The sequence below is a fragment of the Hyphobacterium sp. genome (genome assembly GCF_965229905.1).
Classification (GTDB): Bacteria; Pseudomonadota; Alphaproteobacteria; order Caulobacterales; family Maricaulaceae; genus Hyphobacterium.
This window is the reverse complement of sequence record NZ_OZ245930.1, coordinates 1027738-1048392: the sequence shown is the minus strand read 5'-3', so window position 1 is coordinate 1048392 and position 20655 is coordinate 1027738. Positions and strand designations below refer to the sequence as shown.

Below are 20655 nucleotides of genomic sequence, written 5' to 3'. Positions count from 1 at the left end.
CCGGGCGATGTTATGCGGGAGGGTCCGACAGGGTCAAAGGGAAACAGGCCCTAAATCAAAAGATTCACGCGAGAAAATCGAAAAACAGGCCAAATACTGCGAATCATTCTTATTTATTTTGAGAATAGAAATCAAAAGCAGTTTGCAAACAAAAACACCGGCTGCCGCGAAGACAGCCGGTATTCTTGAGTGATAAAGCGGTGCTGACTAGCCGCCGCGGCCGCGACCGGCCGGATCCGAGCAACCGCTGGTGTCGCTGTCCGTATAGCCGGAATTGCCCCGGCCGTGTCCGGCATTGTCGGCGCATCCGCCCGAGTCCGAGTCGGTGATGCCGGTGTAGCCGGTGCCACGTCCAGCCTGATCGGCGTAGGCGCCGCCATCGCTGTCTGTGATGCCCGTGCGGCCATTGCCGGCCGGATCGGATTGGCTCCCGCTGTCGGCGTCTGTCCGACCGCGAATGATAGCCGCACCGGCGACCGCTCCGACCGCTCCGGTCACAGCAACGCCCCCGACAACGCGGGTCATGAATGAACGCCGGCTAAGCTTACCTTTTTTGGCCATGAGGAGGCCTCCCCTGATTACTAATCGTAAACGCGTCCCCCACACGGGTACGTACCGGATGACTCTAAAATGCATCACTTCAGACCGTCAAATAGAATCTGACCAATATTTGAGCTTATGATTATCGTTCTCAAAAATTGTCGAATATAATGGGGCAAAGCATCCGATCTGATGTTTGTGATAATTATTCTCAACTCGAGTTATTGTTTGTAATAATTATTCGCAATTCGGTTAGTGGTGTGCCTGTCCGCAGGTGATGCGTTATCTGACGCTCCGGGTGGGCGTTCGCGGGCATTACGCGCTAGCTTTCGGACATGAGCGAAGCGATTCGGATACTCGGCATCGATCCCGGCCTGCGTCATACCGGGTGGGGGATCGTCACCGTGTCCGGCACCCGGCTTTCGCGGATCGCCGAAGGGCGGATATCACCGCCGGTTGAAGCGCCCCTGTCGGAACGGCTGATGGCCATTCATTCTGGTCTTGAGGTCATCATCGCCGAACATGCGCCGCATGAGGCCGCCGCCGAAGAAACCTTTATGGCGAGCAATGCCGCGAGCGCGCTCAAACTCGGTCACGCCCGGGCCGCAGCCTTGTTGGCGCCGGCGCGTGCCGGACTTCCTGTCGCCGAGTATGCGGCCCGGCTGGTCAAGAAATCCGTGGTGGGGACGGGAGCGGCCGACAAAAAGCAGATCGCCGCCATGATCGCCATCCTGCTACCCGGTTGCCAGGCCCAGGCGGATGCCGCCGACGCCTTGGCGGTGGCGATTTGCCATGCCCATCATCGGGGCACCCGCAAGCTGGGGAGTGCGGCATGATCGGCAAGCTGCGCGGACGGGTGGATGCTATCGGCGAGAGCGAAGCGGTGATCGACGTCAACGGTGTTGGCTATCTGGTCGGAATGGGCGGCCAGGCGCTGGCCCGCCTGCAACAGGGCGAAGACGTCGAAATCCATATCGAAACGCAGGTTCGCGAGGATTCCTTCAAGTTATGGGGCTTCCTGTCGGAACGCGAGCGCGCCTGGTTTGCCCGGCTGCAGCTCATTCAGGGCGTCGGCGCCAAGGCAGCCCTGGCGTTGCTGGATGCTCTTGGCGCGAACGAATTGGAGAGTGCCGCAGCGCTGGGCGATTCTTCGGCTTTCGGCCAGGCCAAGGGTGTCGGTCCCAAGCTGGCCGGACGCTTGGCGCTGGAGCTCAAGGACAAGCCGCCGCCAATCGGTCGTGCCTTCACGCCGGGCTTCAATGTCGCAGCGTCGGCGGGCATCGCATCGGCGAAAAGCGGAGACGAGACTGCCGGCAGTAACGCCGTGCGAGAGGATGCAGTTTCGGCGCTTCTCAATCTGGGTTATGCCGAGACCGATGCCCGCCGGGCCGTCGCGGCAGCCAACCGGGCCCAACCTGAGGCAGTAACCGGGGACCTGATACGCTTGGCCTTGAAGGAATTGTCCAAATGAGGCTTCTGACCGCGCTGCTTCTCTATCTGGTCTGCGCTTCGCCCGTTTCCGCGCAGGACGTGACCATCCGCTTCATCGCCAATGAGGGAGTTCATATCAGCGACGGGGAAACCGGCGTTCTGATCGACGCGCTCAACTGGAATTCCTATGACGGTACCTATGCCCTGCCGTCGGATGACGCGCGGGCAGCCATTATCGCCGGCACCGATCCCTACGACGGGGTTAGCGCCCTGTTGTTTACCCACATCCATGGCGATCATTCCGATCCTGATGGCGCCGCCGCCTTCCTGATGGCCCAGGACATGGTCACCGTCGCTGCGCCGGCGCAAGTCACGGACGCCATCCGGAATGGCGAAACAGAGCTGTCGGATAATGCCCTCAACCGGCTCTTCCCGCTGGAATTGACGGCTCAGGAGTCCGGCCCCTGGGCGCACCCGCTATTCGAGAACATTGAAGGCGCCTGGGTGTTTCACCGCCAGGGCATCGACAACATTACCTGGCATGTCCGCGTCGGCGAGGTCTCGGTTCTGCATCTCGGCGATACGGATCCGCGTCGTGCGGATTTCTCGGTTTGGGCCGGCACGGAGTTCGACGTTATCCTGTATCCCTACTGGTTCGCGCAGATGCCGCAAGGCGTGGCCTTTCTGGATTCCCGCCCCGAGGCGCGCGCGATTGCCTTTCACATTCCGGCCGCGGCCACGGCGCAGACCATCCGCGCCGCTCTGGGCGATCGCGAATACCTGTTTGGCGAAGGCAGCGAGGTGGTGATCCCGGCGCATGACTGACGCCCGCGACGTTTCCCCCGAAGCGCGCCCGGACGATTCGCGCGACAAGGCCCTCCGGCCGCTGTCCTTTGCGGAGTTCGTCGGCCAGCCGGCGGCCATCGCCAATCTGAAGGTTTTCGTCGAGGCCGCCCGCCGCCGCGAGGAAGCGCTCGACCATGTCCTCTTGTCCGGGCCGCCGGGTCTCGGCAAGACCACGCTGGCACAGATCGTGTCGCGGGAATTGGGTGTCAGCTTCCGCGCGACATCCGGTCCGGTGATCGCCAAGGCCGGCGATCTCGCGGCGATTCTCACCAATCTGGAACCGCGCGACGTCTTGTTCATCGATGAGATCCACCGGCTCGCCCCGGCGGTCGAGGAGATTCTCTATCCGGCCATGGAGGATTATTGCCTCGACCTTGTCATCGGCGAGGGACCGTCGGCACGGACGGTACGGATCGATCTGCCACCCTTCACGCTGGTCGGAGCGACGACCCGTGCCGGGCTGCTCGCAACACCCTTACGTGACCGTTTCGGGGTGCCTGTCAGGCTGGAGTTTTACGATACGGAAGAACTGGCCGGAATTGTCGCCCGGGCGGCACAAAAACTCGGCCTTGGCATGACGGAGGACGGCGCGCGCGAAATCGCGCGGCGCGCCCGGGGGACGCCGCGGGTGGCCTCGCGGCTCTTGCGGCGTGTCCGGGACTTCGTCGAGGCCGACGGTTCGAGCGACATCGACGCAAAAGCGGCCGATCTGGCGCTCAAACGCCTTGAAGTGGACGAGATTGGTCTCGACAGCCTCGACCGGCGCTATCTCAATGCCCTGACCGGCCATTTCGGCGGCGGTCCGGTGGGACTCGACACGCTGGCGGCGGCGTTGGCCGAAGCCCGCGATGCGTTGGAGGACGTGGTCGAGCCCTTCCTCATCCAGCAAGGTTTCATTCAGCGCACGCCGCGCGGCCGCCTTGCCGCAGCGCGCGCCTGGACGCATCTCGGTCTCGACATTCCGCAGACCGCCCAGTCCGGTCTTTTCGACAGCGAGAAGTGATCAGGCCGCGGCCGCATCGGACTTGCGGGCCCGCCGCAACGGCAAACGCGCTTCAAAAAGCGCGCCCTGACCGGGCGCGCTCGTCAAAGTCAGATCGCCGCCCATCAGCCGGCACAGGCGCCGCGAGATTGTCAGCCCGAGACCCGATCCGCCATATTTGCGTGTCGTTGAGCTGTCGGCCTGTGTGAAGGGCAGGAACAACCGTTCGGCCTGGTCCGGGGCGATCCCGATTCCGCTGTCCTTGACCGCGAACACAACCTGGCCGCGCCGCTCGCTCACCGCGAGCTCGATATAGCCCTCGCGCGTGAACTTGATCGCGTTGGACAAAAGATTGTTCAGGATCTGGCTTAGGCGGAGCGGATCGCCGATGAAGGCCGTATCCAGGTCCGGCGGCAAATCTATCCGTAGCGCCAGCCCCTTTGCCTCCGCCAGCAGCCCGTGCAGGTCGCGCGCATTGTCGACGACTTTGCGCAACTCAAAAGGCACGCTCTCGATCGAAATCTCGCCGGATTCGATTTTCGACATGTCGAGCACGTCATTGAGAAGCGCCAGCAGCATCTCGCTCGACCGCTCGATAATCTCGAGCTGTGAAGCCTGCATATCGTCGAGCTTCGATGCGCGGAGCAAGGCGACCATGCCGAGTATGCCATTCATCGGCGTCCGGATCTCGTGACTCATATTCGCCAGGAATTGCGACTTCGCGGCATTGCCGGCATTGGCAGCCTGGCGGGCCGTATCAAGCCGCCGGTTGGCTTTGTGCATTTCCGATTGGAAAATCGCGGCAAAGGCGGAGATTGCGGTGATCAGGATACACAGCGTGATCGTGTTCCAATGGGCCGCCCGCGCCTCATCGAACCCGCCGGGAAGGCCCGGCAGCATCTCTCGCAGGAAATACATGACCGCGATCGACACAATGACCAGCGCGGCGACTACCAGCCCGGCCCGGTAATTGATGAGGAATGTCGTGAGAACGGGCAGGCCGGTCAGATACAGGATAACGGGATTGGCAGCGCCACCAATGGTGAGGGCCGGCAGCATAATCTGCGCGAAAACAAGCGTCAGGAGGATGCCCGCAATCAGCTGCAGGCGGCCGGTGAGGTGTAGCGCAACGGGCGCCAGCAGAAACAACATGGGCCCGAACAGGCCGACATAGGTCTGCACAGGATAATCATCGACCATGCCCGAATAGGACAGGGCGGCTGTGCCGACAGCCAAGACGCCGACAATCGTCGACAGTGAAGTCAGCAACCGCTCGCGCGTCGTCCGCAGGACGTCACCATCGTGCGCACGCGGCCAGAAAATACGGAATAACTGAGACGCGTGCATGGATTGACACCCAACCTCCTGCCAGTCTCTGACAGTCTAGAAATCGCCTCCTACGACGGAGTTAATTGGCATGACCTTGAAAAGCCCCGAATGCGGCGAATGGGGAGATGACGGCACACACCGCCTGCCGGTGCGCGTCTATTACGAGGACACGGACTTTTCCGGCATCGTCTATCATGCGCGCTACCTGCATTTCTTCGAGCGCGGCCGGACGGAGAGCCTGCGCGCCCTCGGTGTGCATCACTCCGAACTCATCGAGAGCGAGGACCCGGTGGCTTTTGCGGTGCGCAATATGGATATTCATTGGTTGCGTCCGGCCAAGGTGGACGAAACCCTGACCGTCGAGACGGTTTACCGCCCGAACAAGGGACCGCGCCTGCGCATGGACCAGTCCATCCGCCGCGGTGAGGAAACCTTGTGTGAAGCCAAGGTCGAGGCGGTCATTATCGATCCCGCCGGACGGCCACGGCGGCCGCCGCGATGGATGGTGGAGGTGTGGACGCCCGTCGTCAGGCCACGCGAATAACCGCGGCTCCGGGAACTTTCTGCGGCCAAATCCGTTGAAAACGCAAAGGAGTTTGGCCGTATGAAATTTTTCGATCCGCTGTTCAGCCAGTTGCAGACCATCTGGGTGGGTTTTGTACAGATGATTCCGCAACTCCTGCTGGCGCTGATCGTGGTCGCGGTCACAGGCCTTCTGGCGCGTTTGTTTTCGCGGATGGCCAGGCTGGCGGCGCGCAAGGCACGCACCCGCCGCGCTCTGTCGGATCTGGTCCAGACGCTGACAGGCATTCTGGTCTGGATCCTCGGCATCCTCATAGCCGCGACGATTCTGTTCCCGTCCCTGACTCCGGCCGAGCTGATCGGCGCGCTCGGCATCGCCGGCATCGCTATTGGCTTGGCGTTCAAGGATATCTTCGAGAATTTCATGGCCGGGATCATGATCATGATCCGTAAACCGATGCGGATCGGCGATGTGATCGAGGTTGAGGACACATCCGGAAAGGTCGAGGAGATCACAATCCGCGACACCTATATCCGCGAGATGTCCGGCGAGCTTGTCCTGGTACCAAACTCCTACCTGTTCAAGAATCCGGTCGAAATCCTGACCGACCGCGAACTGCGCCGTTACGAGCTGATCGTCGGCGTCGCCTATGGCGAGAATGCGGGCGAGTGCCGTGACCTTATCGAGAAAACCGCTGCCGGCGTGGACGGGATCGACGCCGGGAAAGGCGTTGAGGTTTACGCGACGGAATTCGGCGCGTCTTCGATCGATTTCCGCGTGCGCTGGTGGGCCGATTCCGCCCCGCGAACCATGCATCAGACCCGCTCGAACATGGTCATCGCCATCAAGGCGGCATTGGATGAGGCGGGCATCGAGATTCCTTTCCCATACCGCACTCTGACATTCGCGGAGCCGCTGCCGGTCGAGATGCAGGGGTCGGGCAAGGACAGCTCGAAAGCAGCCTGAACCGGGCATTCTTAATTCAATACTGGTCCCAAAATCCGCCGCAATCTGACGGATATTTAAGTCCCGTTTCGCGTGCATTGGCTTGACGTGTGCATTCCGGTCCTTTTGGAAGCGTGGGATTAACGCTTCTCGGCGAAACCCTTGGCCTGTCGGCCGGCATGAAAGGAAAGTTGATGGAAACCGGGATCATCGAAATTGCGCCCGCCGCCCAGGAATTCGGCTTCGTCGATCTGTTCCTGCGCGCTGACTGGGTGGTGAAGGCGGTCATGGCCGTGCTGGTCATCATGTCGATCGCGTCTTGGGCCATCGCCGCCGACAAATGGCTGGCACTCCGATCCGCCCGCTCCCGCGGCAAGTCATTCGAGGACGATTTCTGGTCCGGCCGCGATCTGGACGCGCTTGCCCACGATTATGGCAAGCGGCCCCGCGACCCGTTTTCCCGCGTGTTTGCTGCGGGCTTGCGGGAATGGAAGGGCCGCAATGCAGGAGACCGCGTCAGCAAGGCGGCCAACGCGGAATCCGCGCGCGAATTGTCCAAGCTGGAAGGCGGGCTCGGCATGTTGGCGACGATCTCGTCGGCCGCCCCCTTCATCGGCCTGTTCGGGACGGTCTGGGGCATCATGAATTCGTTCCGCGCCATTGCCGCGTCGCAGGACACCAATCTGGCGGTCGTGGCACCGGGGATCGCTGAAGCCCTGTTCGCCACGGCGCTGGGCTTGCTCGCCGCGGTGCCGGCCGTGATCTTCTTCAACGCCCTGTCGGCCAACCTGTCGGGGTATGCCGCGAAACTCGAGGCGTTCGCCGATGAATTGTCCGCGCTCGCTGACCGGGGCGAGGGCTGATCATGGCGGGATCCGTCACCCCTGGCGCCAGGCGCGGCCGCTGGAAGCCGCAAGCTGAAATCAACGTCACACCTTTTGTCGACGTGATGCTGGTGCTGCTGATCGTTTTCATGATCACCGCGCCGCTTCTGACCGTCGGCGTCGAAGTTGATTTGCCGGAAACGGACGCACAAAGCATGGCGTCGGATTCCGAGCCCTTGACCATCACCGTCGGGTCCAATGGCGAGATATTCCTCCAGGAAACAGAAGTGACCATCGAGCAATTGGTGCCGCGCCTGCGGGCGATTTCCGGGGCCGGCTTTGAGGGCCGGATTTTCATCCGCGGCGATGAGAATGCCAGCTACGGCACGGTCGCGCGCGTGATGGCACGCGTGTCGAATGCCGGCTATACCAATCTCGGCCTCGTCCACAGCCCGATCGCCAGCAGCACGACCGAATACGATCAGGACGAGTAACGGCTGGCTGGTATGCGCACAGCTCTCGTTATTCTTCTGTCATTGGCCGTCCACGCCGGGATCGTGGCGGCCGGGCTCATCTATTTTCCGCAAGCCACTCGGCAATTCACGACCAGCCAAATCGTGCCGCTGGAACTGATCGACGATATCGTACCGGTCACCAACCTCCCTGAAGAGGAAGAAGACGAGGAACCAGTCGAAGACGAAACGCCGCCGGACCCGGAGGTCAGCGAGCCCGATGTGACGCCGGAACCCGAAGTGGAAGACACTCCGGCGCCGGAAGTCGAAGCCCAGCCGCAAGCCGAGCCGGCGCCCCTCCCCGAAACCGAACCGGAAGCGCCGGCCGAGCCTACGCAACGGCCGACGCCGTCCCGCACGCGCGATACCCTGGACGATCTGCTGGGGGATTTGGCCAATGTCGTCGACGAAGAGCGAACCGCCTCGCCCTCCCGCAACCAATCCCGCGGCGCCCAATCCAGTGAGGCCATCGGCATTACGTTGGCTGATTCCATACGCACCCAGGCGCAACGCTGCTATCGCAGCTCGATCGACGCGCCGAACCCGGAACGCCTCATCGTCGTCGTCCGGGTGCGGCTCAATCGTGATGGCAGCCTCGATGGCCGCCCGGAACCGCTGAACCGCCATGCGATCGATCTCGCCGGCGACCGTTTCTGGAATGTCGCCCGCGACCGCGCCCTGGCCGCGATCATCGACTGCGCCCCGTTCCGGCTGCCCGCCGAACATTATTCCATTTGGCGCCGCATAGATGTCACTTTCCGGCAGGAGACTAGATGATAATCTGCTGCCACACCTACCGGAGTGCTGAATAATCATGACCCCGCTCATCCCCCGTTTTCTGGCGTTACTGCTTGTCCTCGTGCCGGCCTCGGCTCTGGCGCAGGAACCCCTGCAAGTCGACATTTCGCGCGGCCATCTCGATCCCATGCCGATTGCCATTCCGGCCTTCATCGACGAGGGCGGAACCGAGGGCCGGGGCGCCGACATTGCCGGTGTGGTCGCCGCTGACCTTGAGAGCTCGGGACTGTTCACGACCGTCGATGAGGCGGCCTTCATCGAAGAGATTCAGGACTTCAATCTGCGTCCGCGCTTTCAGGACTGGCGCGTCATCAATGCCGACGCGCTGTTGATCGGGCAGCTTACGCGGCAGGGTGACGGCCGCTTGCTGGTCGGGTTCCGGCTCTGGGATACGCGCCTGCAGGAGCAGCTCGTCGGTCTTCAGTTTGTGACGGCGCCGGAAAACTGGCGTCGCGTCGCTCACCGGGTTGCCGACGCTGTCTATGAACGCCTCACCGGTGAGAGCGGTTATTTCGATACCCGGATTGTCTATGTGTCCGAGAGCATCGGCCCGCGCGGTGAACCGCTGCGGCGCCTCGCTTACATGGATCAGGATGGCGCCAACCCGTCCTTCCTCACCAACCGGTCCTACTGGGCTTTGCTGCCGAACTATTCGCCCAGTGCGCAGCAGATCACCTATGTCTCCTTCCTCGACGGGCAGGCGACAACCTATGTCTACGACCTGGAAAGCGGGCGCCAGGAAGCGCTGTTTGCTTCGGGCGGAACGGGGCTCGCTCGGATCGATCCGGACGGCCAATCCCTGTCCGCGCGCTTCTCACCCGATGGCGAACAGCTCGCCGTGTCGATCGAGCTCCAGGCGGGCCACGACATTCATTTGTTTGACCTGCGTTCGCGCAGCCTGCGCCGCTTGACCGAGCATCCGGCCGACGATGTCGAACCCAGCTTCGCGCCGGACGGCGAGCGGATCGTGTTCTCCTCGAGCCGCAGCGGCGGATCGCAGCTCTATGTCATGGACGCCAATGGCGGCAATGTTTCGCGGATTTCCTTCGGCGAAGGCCGCTATACGGCTCCCGTCTGGTCGCCGCGCGGCGATCTGATCGCCTTCGTCAAACAGCACAATGGCCAGTTCTCGCTGGGCGTCGTCGCCGCGGACGGATCGGGCGAGGAGCGGATCCTCTATCAAGGCTACTACGTCGACACGCCGGCCTGGTCGCCGAACGGCCGTGTGATCCTGTTCACACGCGGCGAGCGGGGCCGCGAAGGCACCGAGTACGAAATTTGGAGCGTCGATCTCGCCGGTTTCAATCTTCGCCGCATGCCGATCAATGGCCAGTCCTCCGACCCGGCCTGGTCACCCTTGATCGAGTAGGGATTTTGGCGCTAGCGTATCGAACTGCGTGCCGCGAGGGCCGCGAATGACGAAACCGGTCACAGGAATTTTGCGATCCTGATCGGGATTTGTCTCGAAAAAGGCGTAATCGCGCGTAACTGGTGGAGGCTCCGGGGGCTGGCATGGACCCGGTGAAGAAGGGAAGAACACCTATGAAAATCAAGTTCGTAATGGTTGCCGGCCTGTCAGCTTTGCTGGCGGCCTGCGCATCGACGCCGCCGACAACCGATACCAATACCGGGCCGACAGAACCGCCGCGCACCACGCGGACGGACACACCGCCCGCCAACCCGGGCCCAGTGCCGGGCACGACCGAGCATTTCGTGGCCACGGCCGGTGACCGCGTTTTCTACGATCTCGACCGCTCGACGCTGACCGCGGCCGGCCGCGAGACGCTGCGCCGTCAGGCCGACTGGCTGAACGCCTATCCGGGCGTAACCGTCATGATTGCCGGCAATTGCGACGAGCGCGGCACGCGCGAATACAACCTCGCCCTGGGCGCCCGCCGGGCGAACGCGGCCCGGGATTATCTGGTCAGCCTCGGCGTTTCGCCGTCGCGGATCCAGACCGTGTCCTATGGCAAGGAACGTCCGACCTGCCGTGAATCGTCCGAGCGTTGCTGGTCGCTGAACCGCAATGCGACCACGATGATCACGGGTGGCGCAACGGGCTAAGCAAGGGGCTGAGACCGGAACCACGCCCGCAGACCTGGCTCTGCGGGCGTTGTCCGTATTCATCCCGGCGCCGTATTTTTGCCGTCTCGATCACGTATCCCGCGCCCTGTGGCCGACTGAAGGGATGACCAGACCATGATCCGCTCCTGCATTGCCGTTTTTGTGATCGTGATGCTCGCTGCGCCGGTGGATGCGCAGTCGCGCCGGGAGCTTGCGCGCCGCCTCGATGCGGTCGAAGCGCAGTTCGCCGAGGCCGAAGCCCAGCGCATTTCGCAGATGGATCAACTCCTGTCGCGCCTGGCGGACCTCGAATATCAGGTTCAGGAAGCAAACGGGCAGGTCGAGCGGCTGCAGTTTGAAAACCGGCAGCTCGGCCAACGCGTCGAAGCCCAGGATCGCGAGCTGGAAAGCCTGCGCCGTCAGATCGAACGTTTGCGGCGGCCCGCCGAACCGCAATTCGACGAGGACGGCAATCCGATCCCGGACACCATGGCGGACGGGGATGACGAAGCCGAAATGCCTGCATCCTCATCATCCGGCGGCCCGCGTAATCTCACCGGTGCGCGTCTCGCCGTAACCGACAGCGACGATCCCTTCGCCGCCGACCGGGCTGCCGCCACCCGGCCTTTGGGGCAGCGCCTCGCGACCGCCGAGGACCGTGCCCCGCCGATCAGCGCGAACCAGGCCTACGGCCAGGCCCGCTCCAAGCTTCTGGACGGCGATTTTGACGGCGCGCAGGAAGACTTCTCGCGTTTCATCGCCGATTTCCCGGAGGATGAACTGATCGACGAAGCCTGGTTCTGGCTCGGCGAAACTCATTATGTGCGGGGCGAATATTCCTCGGCGGCAGAAGCCTATATCGCGTCGCTTCGCGAGGAGCGGAACGGATCGGTCGCGCCCGACGCGCTGGTGAGGCTGGCATCGTCGCTGGCCGCTTTGGGCCGTATTCAGGAGGCCTGTTCAACACTCGCGCGTTTCTCGCGAGAATTTCCTTCCGCAGGACCGAATGCCACTGCCCGTGCCGAACGGGAATCTCTGCGCGCGGGTTGCCGCTGAAACCGCGTCCGATCGAACGCGTCTCCTTTAATGACGGCCTTGCCGGCTGGGCAGGCCAAACGGTTCTGATCGGCGTCTCCGGCGGCGGCGACAGCCTTGCCCTCCTGCATTTTGCAACCGATTGGGCCCGCGAGACCGGATCGGATCTTCGCCCCGTCATCATCGATCATGGTCTTCGCATGGAAAGTACCGACGAAGCCGCCTTTGCGGCCGGCCGCGCCCAAGCGCTGGGCTGGACGCCTGTCATTGAGCGTTGGCGGGCATCCAAATCGGATACAGGGCTCCAGGCGGCGGCGCGGCAATTCCGTCTCGAAACCTTCGCCCGGCTGGCCGGTGAAGCCGGTGCCCAGGCGGTCCTGCTGGGTCATACGCTGGACGATCAGGCCGAAACGGTCTGGCGGCGGTTGCTGGCCGGGGCTGGGGCCGAGGGTCTGACGGCCATGTCGCCGATCGACCCCATGCCGCTCTGGCCAGCGGGTCGAGGAATCTTTTTGGTCAGACCCCTGCTGAATGTGCGCCGCCGGGCGCTAAGGCAATGGCTGACAGAAGCCGGCGAGCGCTGGATCGATGATCCGTCCAATATCAACCCAGCTTACAGCCGCGTGCGCGATCGCGCCGTCCTGTCGAAACTGGAATCGCAAGGATTTGATCCGGCGCGCCTTGCGGCTATGGCCACCCAGCTACAAGGCCGGCAACGCCGCGATGCCGCGGCGGCAGGCCGCTGGCTGATGCAGCATGCGCGCTTTCACGGCTGGGGCGGTGTGATGCTGCCCGGCGGTGCGGCCATTCCGGTCACAGCCATGGACGCGTTACGCGCGGCAGTGAGCGGCGATCCGGCGCCGGACGCACGTGCGGCGCGCAAGCTGAGCGCGGCGCTCAAAGCCGGTGATGCGGTTACGGCAGGCGGAGCCGCATTGTCGCATCGAAAGGGGAAAGCGGTTCTGTTCCGCGATCCGGGACATGTCACCGGGCGGGCTGACAAGACGCGAAACCGCGCGAACTCGGTCAGAATGTCCGGAATCACGATCTGGGACGGGCGTTTTGAAGTCAGTGATGCGGCGCTCGACATCCTGCCCTTCGCGGCCGCCTCCGCTGAAGGTGCGGAAGTGCCCAGCATGGATGCCATCCCGCCGGCCGCCCGCGCCAGCTTGCCAGCAATTGTCAAACAGGGCGAATTTCAGGGGGTTGCCGGTTTTTGCCCGGAAATTTCCGGCGTTCGCTGGCTTGCCGATGAGCTCGTTGCCCGCAATCTGTTTGGGGATCGGCCGCCGGCATGGTTTCATACACAACTGCGCGACCAATCGGCGCAAGGCTCGCATTAAGGGCGTTTATACCCCATATCAGGGGGGAAACGGCGTTTAACGACGGAAAGACCAATGAACCTTCGTAACCTGATGATCTGGGCCATCATGATCCTCCTCCTGGTGGCGCTCTTCAATCTGCTCCAGCCGACCCGCGAGACCGCCGGCTCGGAAGCGATCGAATATTCGCGTTTCATCCAGCTGGTGGAGAACGACCAGATCAACCGCGTCACCATCGACGGCGACCAGATCCGCAGCGAAGGGGCTAACCCGGTTCGCGCGATCTATCCGGTTGAGGACAACCAGCTCTACCAAATCCTCCGCGACAATGATGTCGAGTTCCAGGTCGAGCCCGCGCCCAGCGGTTTCAACGTGTTCAGCTGGCTCTTGAACATCTTTCCTTTCCTGCTGCTGATCGGCGTCTGGATCTATTTCATGCGCCAGATGCAGGGCGGTGGCCGTGGCGGCGCCATGGGTTTCGGCAAGTCGAAAGCGCGCCTGCTCACCGAAAAGCAGGGCCGCGTCACCTTTGACGATGTCGCCGGTATCGACGAGGCCAAGGAAGAGCTCCAGGAAATCGTCGAATACCTGAAGGATCCCTCGAAATTCCAGCGCCTCGGCGGCAAGATCCCGAAAGGCGCGCTGCTGATCGGCCCGCCGGGAACCGGTAAGACGCTCACCGCGCGCGCCGTGGCCGGCGAAGCCAATGTGCCCTTCTTCACGATTTCCGGTTCCGACTTCGTCGAGATGTTTGTCGGCGTCGGCGCCAGCCGCGTCCGCGACATGTTCGAACAGGCCAAGAAAAACGCGCCCTGCATCATCTTCATCGACGAGATCGACGCGGTCGGACGTTCGCGTGGTGCGGGTCTCGGCGGCGGCAATGACGAGCGCGAGCAGACGCTCAACCAGCTGCTGGTCGAAATGGACGGATTCGAGGCGAATGAGGGCATTATCCTGATCGCCGCGACTAACCGCCCCGACGTGCTCGACCCGGCGCTCTTGCGTCCGGGCCGTTTCGACCGTCAGGTCGTGGTGCCCAATCCGGACATCATCGGCCGCGAGAAGATTCTTAAAGTCCACATGCGCAATGTGCCGCTGGCCGACGATGTCGACGCGAAGGTCATCGCGCGCGGCACGCCGGGCTTTTCCGGTGCCGATCTCGCCAATCTGGTGAACGAGGCCGCGCTGCTGGCCGCGCGCCGCAACAAGCGCCTCGTTTCGATGCAGGAATTCGAGGACGCCAAGGACAAGGTGATGATGGGGCCGGAACGCCGCTCCATGGTCATGTCGGACAAGGAAAAGCAGCTCACCGCCTACCACGAGGCCGGTCACGCCATCGTCGCGCTCAACGTGCCGGCGGCCGATCCGGTCCACAAGGCGACGATCATCCCGCGCGGCCGCGCCTTGGGCATGGTCATGCAGCTCCCGGAAAACGACAAGCTGTCGATGACGCATGAGGAAATGACCTCGCGCCTCGCCATCATGATGGGTGGCCGCGTCGCCGAAGAGCTCAAATTCGGCAAGGAAAAAGTGACGTCAGGAGCCGCCTCCGACATCCAGCAAGCCACGCGCCTGGCACGCGCCATGGTCACCCGTTGGGGCTTTTCCGAGGATCTCGGCCCCGTCGATTATGGCGACGATCAGGGTGAGGTTTTCCTCGGCCAGCAGCTGATCCAGTCCAAATCCGTCTCCAGCGAGACCGCCCGCAAGATCGAGGAAGAGGTCAAAACGCTGGTCCAGGGCGGTATGGACGAGGCACGCCGCATCCTGGCCGAGAAGCGGAAGGATTGGGAAGTCCTTTCGGAAGGCTTGCTCGAATACGAGACGCTGACCGGCGCGGAAATCGTTGAGCTCCTCAAGGGCAATCCGCCGGACCGTGCATCGGACGAGCCGCCGTCAAAAGACGACACACCGACAGGTTCGGTCCCTGTCACCGACGAGGACGAGGCCGGCGATACGGCGACCACCCGACCCAAGGGTGGGCCCGCGCCACAGGGCGCTTGACCCGCCAAAGACAAGGGGCGCCTTTCGGCGCCCCTTTTTTCTGCCGCATCGGACCCGGATTATGGGGTTGTGTTTAACCCGGCAGAATTCTCAAGCACACCGGTCACGCCCCAGCCCCCAAAGTTTTCGCTGACCGCCAGTGTGAGCCGGTTCGTACCGGCGCGCAGCCGCAACGGCACGGCATAATCCCGCGAAATCGTTCCGAGATAGCGATAATCCCGGCTGCGCCAATTGTTCGACCCCGCAAACAGAAGCTCGCCATTCAGGAACACCCGTACCCGGTCGGAATAGCCGAACCGCAGGATCACAACCCGGTCGTCATCGGACTGGATGTCGGCCTCGGCCAGAACGGTATCCGCGCCTTCGGCTAGCGTTGCGACGCGGGCCAGATTGGCAATCCCGTGATGTTCCGCTGCGAGCGATGTCCGATCCTCCGGCAAACCCTCCGGCAGCCGGGTTTCATTGGCGACAAGCGCTTCATCGAAAGCTCCGGAGACCCGCCAGCGATCAATTAAATAGCCGTCAATCTCGGGCGCCGGAGCGGCCTCCATGTTCGGCAGACCGTCATCGCTCAGGGTCGAAATCTCCAGATTGGCAATCCATGACCCGGTCTGTCCAAATCCGCGAAGGATCAGCTCGCCCGAATCCGTTTCGCCGATGAGTTCGGGGATATCGAGCACCGGCTGTCCATCCAGGCTCAGCCGGGCTTGCTGACCGTCGACAATCAGGCGCACCCGGATCCAGTCGCCGACCGGAAAGCGGGCCGTGCCCCAAAACCCCTCCGATGCATATATCTGCCAGCCGGTCAGACCGTTGACGACAGGCGTATATTGCAGCGCATCGGGTTGTCCCGACAAGTGATGGCGGAGATAGACCAGCTCGCCATTATTCTCCTGCACGCGGAACAGGATGCCGGAAAAGCCATTGCCGGACTCCATCGCGAGGTCGTATTCGACCATGAAACGGTCGGACGGCGCATCGGCCAGAGCGATCTGCGAGCGGTGGAGGCGAAGCGCCTCGCGGCCCTGATAAGTGCCGGGCATAGGCGAACCGGAAACCGACCAGTCCAGACCGGAGAACTCCAGCGTGTCTTCGGTTTGCGAAAAGGCAGGCGCTGTGGCCGCAGCAGTCAGGGCAGCCAGAATGAGCAAGCGCATTGACGAAATTCCTTTCTATCTGACGTGATCGTCAGATAGCGGCGCTCGCCAGGGGCGTATTGGACATTTCGGACTCGGCGCGGCGTTCGCTCCACAGGGCCGCAGGGCTGATGCTTGTCAGGGCTTTTGCATCGCGGATCAGATGGCTTTGATCCGAATAACCGCAGTCTGCCGCGATCCCGGCCCAGTCGGGATGTAAAAGGTCTTCGGCCATCAGCACGGCGCGAAGATAGCGCAGCACGCGGCTATAGCGTTTGGGTGACAGGCCCATCGTATTGATAAAGCGCCGCCGCAGCTGCCGCTCGGAGGTTCCCGCCTGTTCGGCCAGCCGGCAGATCGGCACGCGTCCGGCACTCCTGCGAATGCTGCCCGCCGTAAACCGTTCGAGGCTGTCACGTTGCTCGACAAGCCGGTGGGCGAGGGATTTGATCATGCGATCCGCCGTCACCGCCAGAGGCATCGACGGTGCCTCGTTCACGATGCGATCAAGCTGTCGCGTCAGCGCAAGCGGTGCGCGCGCGCAGCCATCCGCGTAATCCCGCGGGTTGAAGAACCCCGCCAGCAGGGCGGCTTCGGGAAACAGTCTCAGGCCGATCTGGCACTCATGGGCGCGCGGCCTGTACCAAGTGGCATGCGACAGGCCGCCGGAAACGATCAGCTGGCTATCTGTCGCGTCATATCCGGAGTCACGCCGGATTCGGATCACCAGGGAAGGCTTGCCATCCGGCAGCAAGCGGTGATCGACCGGCGCGTCTCCGGCCTCGTAGAGCCACACCGCCTCGCAGCTCGCGCCCAACGCGCCGGCGGGCTTCCATTCCCGGAATCCGCCGAGCACGCGGCCCGGTGGCGAGGAGAAATTGGCGAACTCGCTCATGGAGAAAGCCTAGTCGAGAAGCCGCGAGTCGTGCGATCAAGTTTCCGCGATGAGTTTTCCGCCTGTGCCTCCGGACCGCCCGCTCGTGATGGGCATCGTCAATGTGACGCCCGACAGCTTTTCCGACGGCGGCCGGCTCGGGGACTCCGATGCCGCGATCGATCACGGATTGCAGCTCGCGCGCGACGGAGCGGATATTCTCGATATCGGAGGAGAATCGACGCGGCCCGGGGCCGATCCGGTTGACGAGGCCGAGGAGCTCAACCGCGTGCTGCCGGTCATTCGCGGGATTCGCCGGCACACCGGTGTCGCGATTTCGATCGACACGATGAAGCCCGCTATCGCTGAGGCCGCGCTCGCCGCTGGCGCGTCGATCTGGAATGACGTGAACGCGCTGCGCGCGCCCGGTGCGGCGCAGGTCGCAGCAAGAACGGGCTGCCCGGTCATCCTGATGCACATGCAGGGCGAACCGCAAACCATGCAGCAAAATCCGCAATATGAAGATGTCGTGCGCGACGTGGCAACGTGGCTGTCGCGCCGCGCCGAAGCGGCAATTTCAGCGGGCGTTGAGCGCAAACAGATCTGGCTCGATCCCGGTATCGGATTTGGAAAAACACTGCAGCATAATCTTGAATTGCTGCGCAGCATCTCGGTGTTCGTAAAGCTCGGATTCCCTGTTCTTGTGGGCGCGTCGCGCAAGCGTTTCATCGCCTCTATCGACGGTGAAGCGCCGGCGGACAAACGTCTGGGCGGTTCGATTTATGCTGCAGTCCATGCTGCACAAAAAGGTGCAGCATGCGTGCGCGTTCACGATGTCCGCGAAACGGTGCAGGCCTTGAAGGTGAGGGCAGCGGTCAGTCCGGACGGGTAACTTGCGAGTCCGCAAGGGTCACGATGTCCAGCGTGAGCGGATCGCCCTTCACGAGATTCATGCCCTCAACCACGCCGAGAAGGCGGATATCGGCATCGGCCAGGCCGGACAGGAAGGCCTCCCGCTCAACCGCGTCGATAACCGCAATCCCGCAATCGGGATTGGCAAGCAGATGTGCGGCCGCCCCGTCACCATCGGTCAGCGCCACCTCGGTGCCCAGATAGAAGACGTTGGACGGTTCGCGATAGCCGGCGGTGGCCGCCGGAAAGGCGTCACAGCCCTCCAGCTGCGCGACGATGCGGTGCACCCGGTTGGACGGCCAGGCGGCATCAACGGACGGTATGGCGACACCGAAAGCCAACACATATTGTAGCGCCGCCAGCCCGGCGACGGCGAATAGGCGCGCGAGGCCGGGCTTCCATGCAAACCAGCCGAGCGACAGCACGGTGACGAGGCCCGCACCCGTGGCAATAAACGGCCATACAGGGCGGGTTTCGCCGAGTTCCAGCGCGCCATAGGTCGGTATGGCGGCGATGGCCAGCCCGGCGATCACGGCCAACCCGATCCAGAGAGCGTTCAGTGCCTTGGCGCCGCGGCCGGTCAGCAATTCACCAATCTGTTTCAGCCCCAGACCGGCCAATACCGCCAGCGCCGGAAAGGCCGGAAGCACATAATGCGGCAGCTTGGTCTGGACGAATTCGAACACGATCCAGGTCAGCAACGCCCAGACGATCAGCAGGCGGATTTCCGGCCGCTCGCGGCCTTTCCACGCGGCAAGGGTCGCCAGCCCCAACAGCGCCGAACCCGGCCAGAACATCGCCGGTGATAACAGCGTGTGATAGAGGAAGGGCCCGCCATGGCTGTCATCCGCCTCGCCGACCTTGCCGAACAGGGCGTGGCCCACCGATTCCTGAAGGAAAGCCCAATCGGTCGCGAGATTGATCGCGATCAGCCACGGCAGGGCGATCGCGGCCAGCACGGCCAAACCTTTGAGCCAGTGCAGCTTCGCCATGGCCGAGCGGGTGCCCGGATTGCGCACGAGCTCGAAGACGAAGGCGCCGGCAAGACCACCCATCAGGACCGCAATCCCGCCGGGCAGGAAACCCAGCCCGGCGAGCTTCAATACCTCGATCAGGAAGGCCGCGCCGACAATGCCGAACAACCAGCGGGCATTCAGCTTGAAAACGAAATAGCCGACCAGGGTGAGCGCCGAGACCATGGCAATGATCGGCCCTTTGATCATGATCGCCGCACCGCTGGCGGCCCAGAAAAGAAGCGGCCAGCCGACGAATTTCAGACCTTCGCCCGCTTCCGCCTTGAGCAGCATCAAGAGCAGCCCGATCTGCGCCAGAACGCCCGAAGCCAGAAGCATGGCGTCGGTTTTCGCGGTCCGCGCCTCGACCTGGCTCATCACCGCAATGGCCAGCAGCAATCCGGCAGCTAGCCCTGCCTGTGGTCCGAACAATCTTGCGCCCAGCCAGGCTGTGCCGAACACGGCAATCAGGAGCCCGATCAGCGAGGGCAGCCGGAACGCCCAGATATCCGCATCCGCACCGCCGAAGGGCAGCGCGGTCATGACCTGCATCCAGTAAATGCCGGCAGGCTTCACATGCCTTGGGTCTTCCTGGAACCGGATGTCCACGAAATCCCCGGTCTCCAGCATTTGCGACGCGGCTTGCGCATATCGCGCCTCGTCCCGGTCCATCACCGGCATCGAGGTCAAGCCCGGCGCCAATGCCAGGAGCGCCACAATGGCCAGCGCCAGCCAGGCGCGGGTCGTCAGGCCCCAGCGGGTCTCGCCGCCTTCAATCCAGTCCGAAAGCGCCTGCATCAGTCATTATCCCTTGGCGTAAACAAGAGGTGCCGGGCCGGGATATGCGTGCGGCGCATCAGCCAGTTCACCCCCATCAGATCGAAGAAACCGGCCACGGCGCGGCCAAGATTTGTGTATTTCGTTTCGCCCGAAATCCGCGCCCGGTTCACCACGTCGACATAGATTTGCTCAAAGCCGAGATGACGGGTCAGCGGTGGAAGATATCGGTGCAGCGAGTCGAAGAAGGGCAGGGCCAGGAATAGATCGCGGGGGGTCAGTTTCAGCCCGCAGGCGGTGTCCGGGCAGTCGTCGCGCAACATCGTCCGGCGGATGCCATTCCCTAAACGGGATGCCCATTTGCGGTTGGCGCCGTCGGTCCGGTTCGTCCGGCACCCGCAGACCAGCGCCGGCGCGTTCAGAGACGTCAGATCAATCTTGGCAGCCATGTCGGCGACAGAGCGCGGATCGTCCTGACCGTCGCCATCCATGGTCGCCACCCAGAGCGTATCGGCGGCCAGGAATCCGGTGCGCAAGGCTGCGCTTTTGCCCGCGCGTTCCGGATGCTGGATCGCGGTCAATTGCGGATATTGGCCATCGAGTGCGGCCAGCTTCTCCCAGGTCGCGTCGGTTGACCCATCCTCGACGGCGATGATCCGGAAGCCTTCGAAGGCGGCGGAAAACACCTCCACCGCCTCGGCAATGACCGCGTCGATATTTCCGGCTTCATTGTGCACCGGAATGACGATGGAAAGCGTACCTGACTGCATGCCCGCCCGTTTCGAATA

Annotated in this window: 21 protein-coding genes; 15 read left to right on the top strand and 6 right to left on the bottom strand. The window is 63.0% G+C overall.

Going from position 1 to position 20655, the window contains the following annotated elements; translation table 11 throughout:
- Positions 1-207: 207 nt before the first annotated feature.
- Entirely contained in the window at positions 208-525 is a 318-nt protein-coding gene (locus ACO08C_RS05310) for a hypothetical protein (RefSeq protein ID WP_421788131.1), read from the bottom strand.
- 350 nt (positions 526-875) lie between these two features.
- Between ACO08C_RS05310 and ruvC the strand changes: the two genes are divergently transcribed.
- The 4 genes from ruvC to ruvB are packed head-to-tail and all read left to right on the top strand — an operon-like array spanning position 876 to position 3820.
- Entirely contained in the window at positions 876-1376 is a 501-nt protein-coding gene (gene ruvC / locus ACO08C_RS05305) for a crossover junction endodeoxyribonuclease RuvC (protein ID WP_421788129.1), read from the top strand.
- The gene (gene ruvA, locus ACO08C_RS05300; RefSeq protein WP_421788127.1) at positions 1373-2011 is read left to right on the top strand and encodes a Holliday junction branch migration protein RuvA; all 639 of its coding nucleotides are present in this window, start codon (positions 1373-1375) and stop codon (positions 2009-2011) included. The genes ruvC and ruvA overlap by 4 nt, the downstream gene beginning before the upstream one ends.
- Entirely contained in the window at positions 2008-2796 is a 789-nt protein-coding gene (locus ACO08C_RS05295) for a hypothetical protein (RefSeq protein WP_421788125.1), read from the top strand. The genes ruvA and ACO08C_RS05295 overlap by 4 nt, the downstream gene beginning before the upstream one ends.
- A complete protein-coding gene (ruvB, locus tag ACO08C_RS05290) occupies positions 2789-3820 on the top strand; it encodes a Holliday junction branch migration DNA helicase RuvB (RefSeq protein WP_421788124.1) in 1032 nt (343 codons plus the stop codon). Before ACO08C_RS05295 ends, ruvB begins: the two co-directional genes overlap by 8 nt.
- Here the strand turns inward: ruvB and ACO08C_RS05285 are convergent, their stop codons facing one another.
- Entirely contained in the window at positions 3821-5146 is a 1326-nt protein-coding gene (locus ACO08C_RS05285) for a sensor histidine kinase (protein ID WP_421788122.1), read from the bottom strand.
- A 70-nt stretch (positions 5147-5216) separates the two neighbouring features.
- Between ACO08C_RS05285 and ybgC the strand changes: the two genes are divergently transcribed.
- From ybgC to ftsH, 10 genes are all read left to right on the top strand, one after another.
- Positions 5217-5672, top strand: a complete 456-nt coding sequence (gene ybgC / locus ACO08C_RS05280; protein ID WP_421788120.1) for a tol-pal system-associated acyl-CoA thioesterase — start codon at positions 5217-5219, stop codon at positions 5670-5672.
- Positions 5673-5732: 60 nt separating this feature from the next.
- Positions 5733-6617, top strand: coding sequence for a mechanosensitive ion channel family protein (locus ACO08C_RS05275; protein ID WP_421788118.1), 885 nt, complete (start codon positions 5733-5735; stop codon positions 6615-6617).
- Positions 6618-6730: 113 nt separating this feature from the next.
- Positions 6731-7459, top strand: a complete 729-nt coding sequence (gene tolQ / locus ACO08C_RS05270; RefSeq protein WP_421788116.1) for a protein TolQ — start codon at positions 6731-6733, stop codon at positions 7457-7459.
- A 2-nt stretch (positions 7460-7461) separates the two neighbouring features.
- Positions 7462-7914: an ExbD/TolR family protein gene (locus ACO08C_RS05265; protein WP_421788114.1), complete on the top strand. Its 453-nt coding sequence runs from the start codon at positions 7462-7464 to the stop codon at positions 7912-7914.
- Between the two features lie 12 nt (positions 7915-7926).
- Positions 7927-8709 (top strand): hypothetical protein, encoded by a 783-nt coding sequence (locus ACO08C_RS05260; protein ID WP_421788112.1) that lies wholly within the window; start codon positions 7927-7929, stop codon positions 8707-8709.
- Positions 8710-8746: 37 nt separating this feature from the next.
- On the top strand, positions 8747-10099 hold the full coding sequence (gene tolB / locus ACO08C_RS05255; protein WP_421788110.1) for a Tol-Pal system beta propeller repeat protein TolB: 1353 nt from the start codon (positions 8747-8749) through the stop codon (positions 10097-10099).
- Positions 10100-10272: 173 nt separating this feature from the next.
- Positions 10273-10794, top strand: a complete 522-nt coding sequence (gene pal, locus ACO08C_RS05250; RefSeq protein ID WP_421788108.1) for a peptidoglycan-associated lipoprotein Pal — start codon at positions 10273-10275, stop codon at positions 10792-10794.
- A 135-nt stretch (positions 10795-10929) separates the two neighbouring features.
- Entirely contained in the window at positions 10930-11850 is a 921-nt protein-coding gene (locus tag ACO08C_RS05245) for a tetratricopeptide repeat protein (RefSeq protein WP_421788106.1), read from the top strand.
- Entirely contained in the window at positions 11841-13172 is a 1332-nt protein-coding gene (gene tilS / locus ACO08C_RS05240; protein ID WP_421788104.1) for a tRNA lysidine(34) synthetase TilS, read from the top strand. The genes ACO08C_RS05245 and tilS overlap by 10 nt, the downstream gene beginning before the upstream one ends.
- A gap of 54 nt (positions 13173-13226) precedes the next feature.
- A complete protein-coding gene (ftsH, locus tag ACO08C_RS05235) occupies positions 13227-15155 on the top strand; it encodes an ATP-dependent zinc metalloprotease FtsH (RefSeq protein ID WP_421788102.1) in 1929 nt (642 codons plus the stop codon).
- 59 nt (positions 15156-15214) lie between these two features.
- Here ftsH and ACO08C_RS05230 read toward each other — a convergent pair whose 3' ends face one another.
- Positions 15215-16312 (bottom strand): hypothetical protein, encoded by a 1098-nt coding sequence (locus ACO08C_RS05230; protein ID WP_421788100.1) that lies wholly within the window; start codon positions 16310-16312, stop codon positions 15215-15217.
- 31 nt (positions 16313-16343) lie between these two features.
- Positions 16344-17186: a helix-turn-helix domain-containing protein gene (locus tag ACO08C_RS05225; protein WP_421788098.1), complete on the bottom strand. Its 843-nt coding sequence runs from the start codon at positions 17184-17186 to the stop codon at positions 16344-16346.
- 49 nt (positions 17187-17235) lie between these two features.
- Here ACO08C_RS05225 and folP point away from each other — a divergent pair, with 49 nt between their 5' ends.
- Complete coding sequence (gene folP / locus ACO08C_RS05220) at positions 17236-18057, top strand: dihydropteroate synthase (protein WP_421788096.1); 822 nt, start codon at positions 17236-17238, stop codon at positions 18055-18057.
- On the opposite strand, the gene ACO08C_RS05215 is transcribed toward folP, so the two are convergent.
- Both ACO08C_RS05215 and ACO08C_RS05210 read right to left on the bottom strand, forming a co-directional pair.
- On the bottom strand, positions 18041-19888 hold the full coding sequence (locus tag ACO08C_RS05215; protein ID WP_421788095.1) for an ArnT family glycosyltransferase: 1848 nt from the start codon (positions 19886-19888) through the stop codon (positions 18041-18043). The two genes, folP and ACO08C_RS05215, sit on opposite strands and share 17 nt — an antisense overlap.
- Complete coding sequence (locus ACO08C_RS05210) at positions 19888-20637, bottom strand: glycosyltransferase family 2 protein (protein WP_421788093.1); 750 nt, start codon at positions 20635-20637, stop codon at positions 19888-19890. Before ACO08C_RS05210 ends, ACO08C_RS05215 begins: the two co-directional genes overlap by 1 nt.
- Between the last annotated feature and the right edge of the window lie 18 nt (positions 20638-20655).

Bases quoted from the DNA above. Each gene is read 5' to 3' on its own strand.
- ruvC (WP_421788129.1), top strand. From the start codon at position 876: ATGAGCGAAGCGATTCGGATACTCGGCATCGATCCCGGCCTGCGTCAT.
- ACO08C_RS05265 (WP_421788114.1), top strand. From the start codon at position 7,462: ATGGCGGGATCCGTCACCCCTGGCGCCAGGCGCGGCCGCTGGAAGCCG.
- tolB (WP_421788110.1), top strand. From the start codon at position 8,747: ATGACCCCGCTCATCCCCCGTTTTCTGGCGTTACTGCTTGTCCTCGTG.
- ACO08C_RS05225 (WP_421788098.1), bottom strand. From the start codon at position 17,186: ATGAGCGAGTTCGCCAATTTCTCCTCGCCACCGGGCCGCGTGCTCGGC.
- ACO08C_RS05275 (WP_421788118.1), top strand. From the start codon at position 5,733: ATGAAATTTTTCGATCCGCTGTTCAGCCAGTTGCAGACCATCTGGGTG.
- ACO08C_RS05215 (WP_421788095.1), bottom strand. From the start codon at position 19,888: ATGCAGGCGCTTTCGGACTGGATTGAAGGCGGCGAGACCCGCTGGGGC.
- ACO08C_RS05245 (WP_421788106.1), top strand. From the start codon at position 10,930: ATGATCCGCTCCTGCATTGCCGTTTTTGTGATCGTGATGCTCGCTGCG.
- ybgC (WP_421788120.1), top strand. From the start codon at position 5,217: ATGACCTTGAAAAGCCCCGAATGCGGCGAATGGGGAGATGACGGCACA.
- ACO08C_RS05295 (WP_421788125.1), top strand. From the start codon at position 2,008: ATGAGGCTTCTGACCGCGCTGCTTCTCTATCTGGTCTGCGCTTCGCCC.
- ACO08C_RS05285 (WP_421788122.1), bottom strand. From the start codon at position 5,146: ATGCACGCGTCTCAGTTATTCCGTATTTTCTGGCCGCGTGCGCACGAT.
- ACO08C_RS05230 (WP_421788100.1), bottom strand. From the start codon at position 16,312: ATGCGCTTGCTCATTCTGGCTGCCCTGACTGCTGCGGCCACAGCGCCT.
- ACO08C_RS05210 (WP_421788093.1), bottom strand. From the start codon at position 20,637: ATGCAGTCAGGTACGCTTTCCATCGTCATTCCGGTGCACAATGAAGCC.
- ftsH (WP_421788102.1), top strand. From the start codon at position 13,227: ATGAACCTTCGTAACCTGATGATCTGGGCCATCATGATCCTCCTCCTG.
- ruvA (WP_421788127.1), top strand. From the start codon at position 1,373: ATGATCGGCAAGCTGCGCGGACGGGTGGATGCTATCGGCGAGAGCGAA.
- ACO08C_RS05260 (WP_421788112.1), top strand. From the start codon at position 7,927: ATGCGCACAGCTCTCGTTATTCTTCTGTCATTGGCCGTCCACGCCGGG.
- ruvB (WP_421788124.1), top strand. From the start codon at position 2,789: ATGACTGACGCCCGCGACGTTTCCCCCGAAGCGCGCCCGGACGATTCG.
- pal (WP_421788108.1), top strand. From the start codon at position 10,273: ATGAAAATCAAGTTCGTAATGGTTGCCGGCCTGTCAGCTTTGCTGGCG.
- folP (WP_421788096.1), top strand. From the start codon at position 17,236: ATGAGTTTTCCGCCTGTGCCTCCGGACCGCCCGCTCGTGATGGGCATC.
- ACO08C_RS05310 (WP_421788131.1), bottom strand. From the start codon at position 525: ATGACCCGCGTTGTCGGGGGCGTTGCTGTGACCGGAGCGGTCGGAGCG.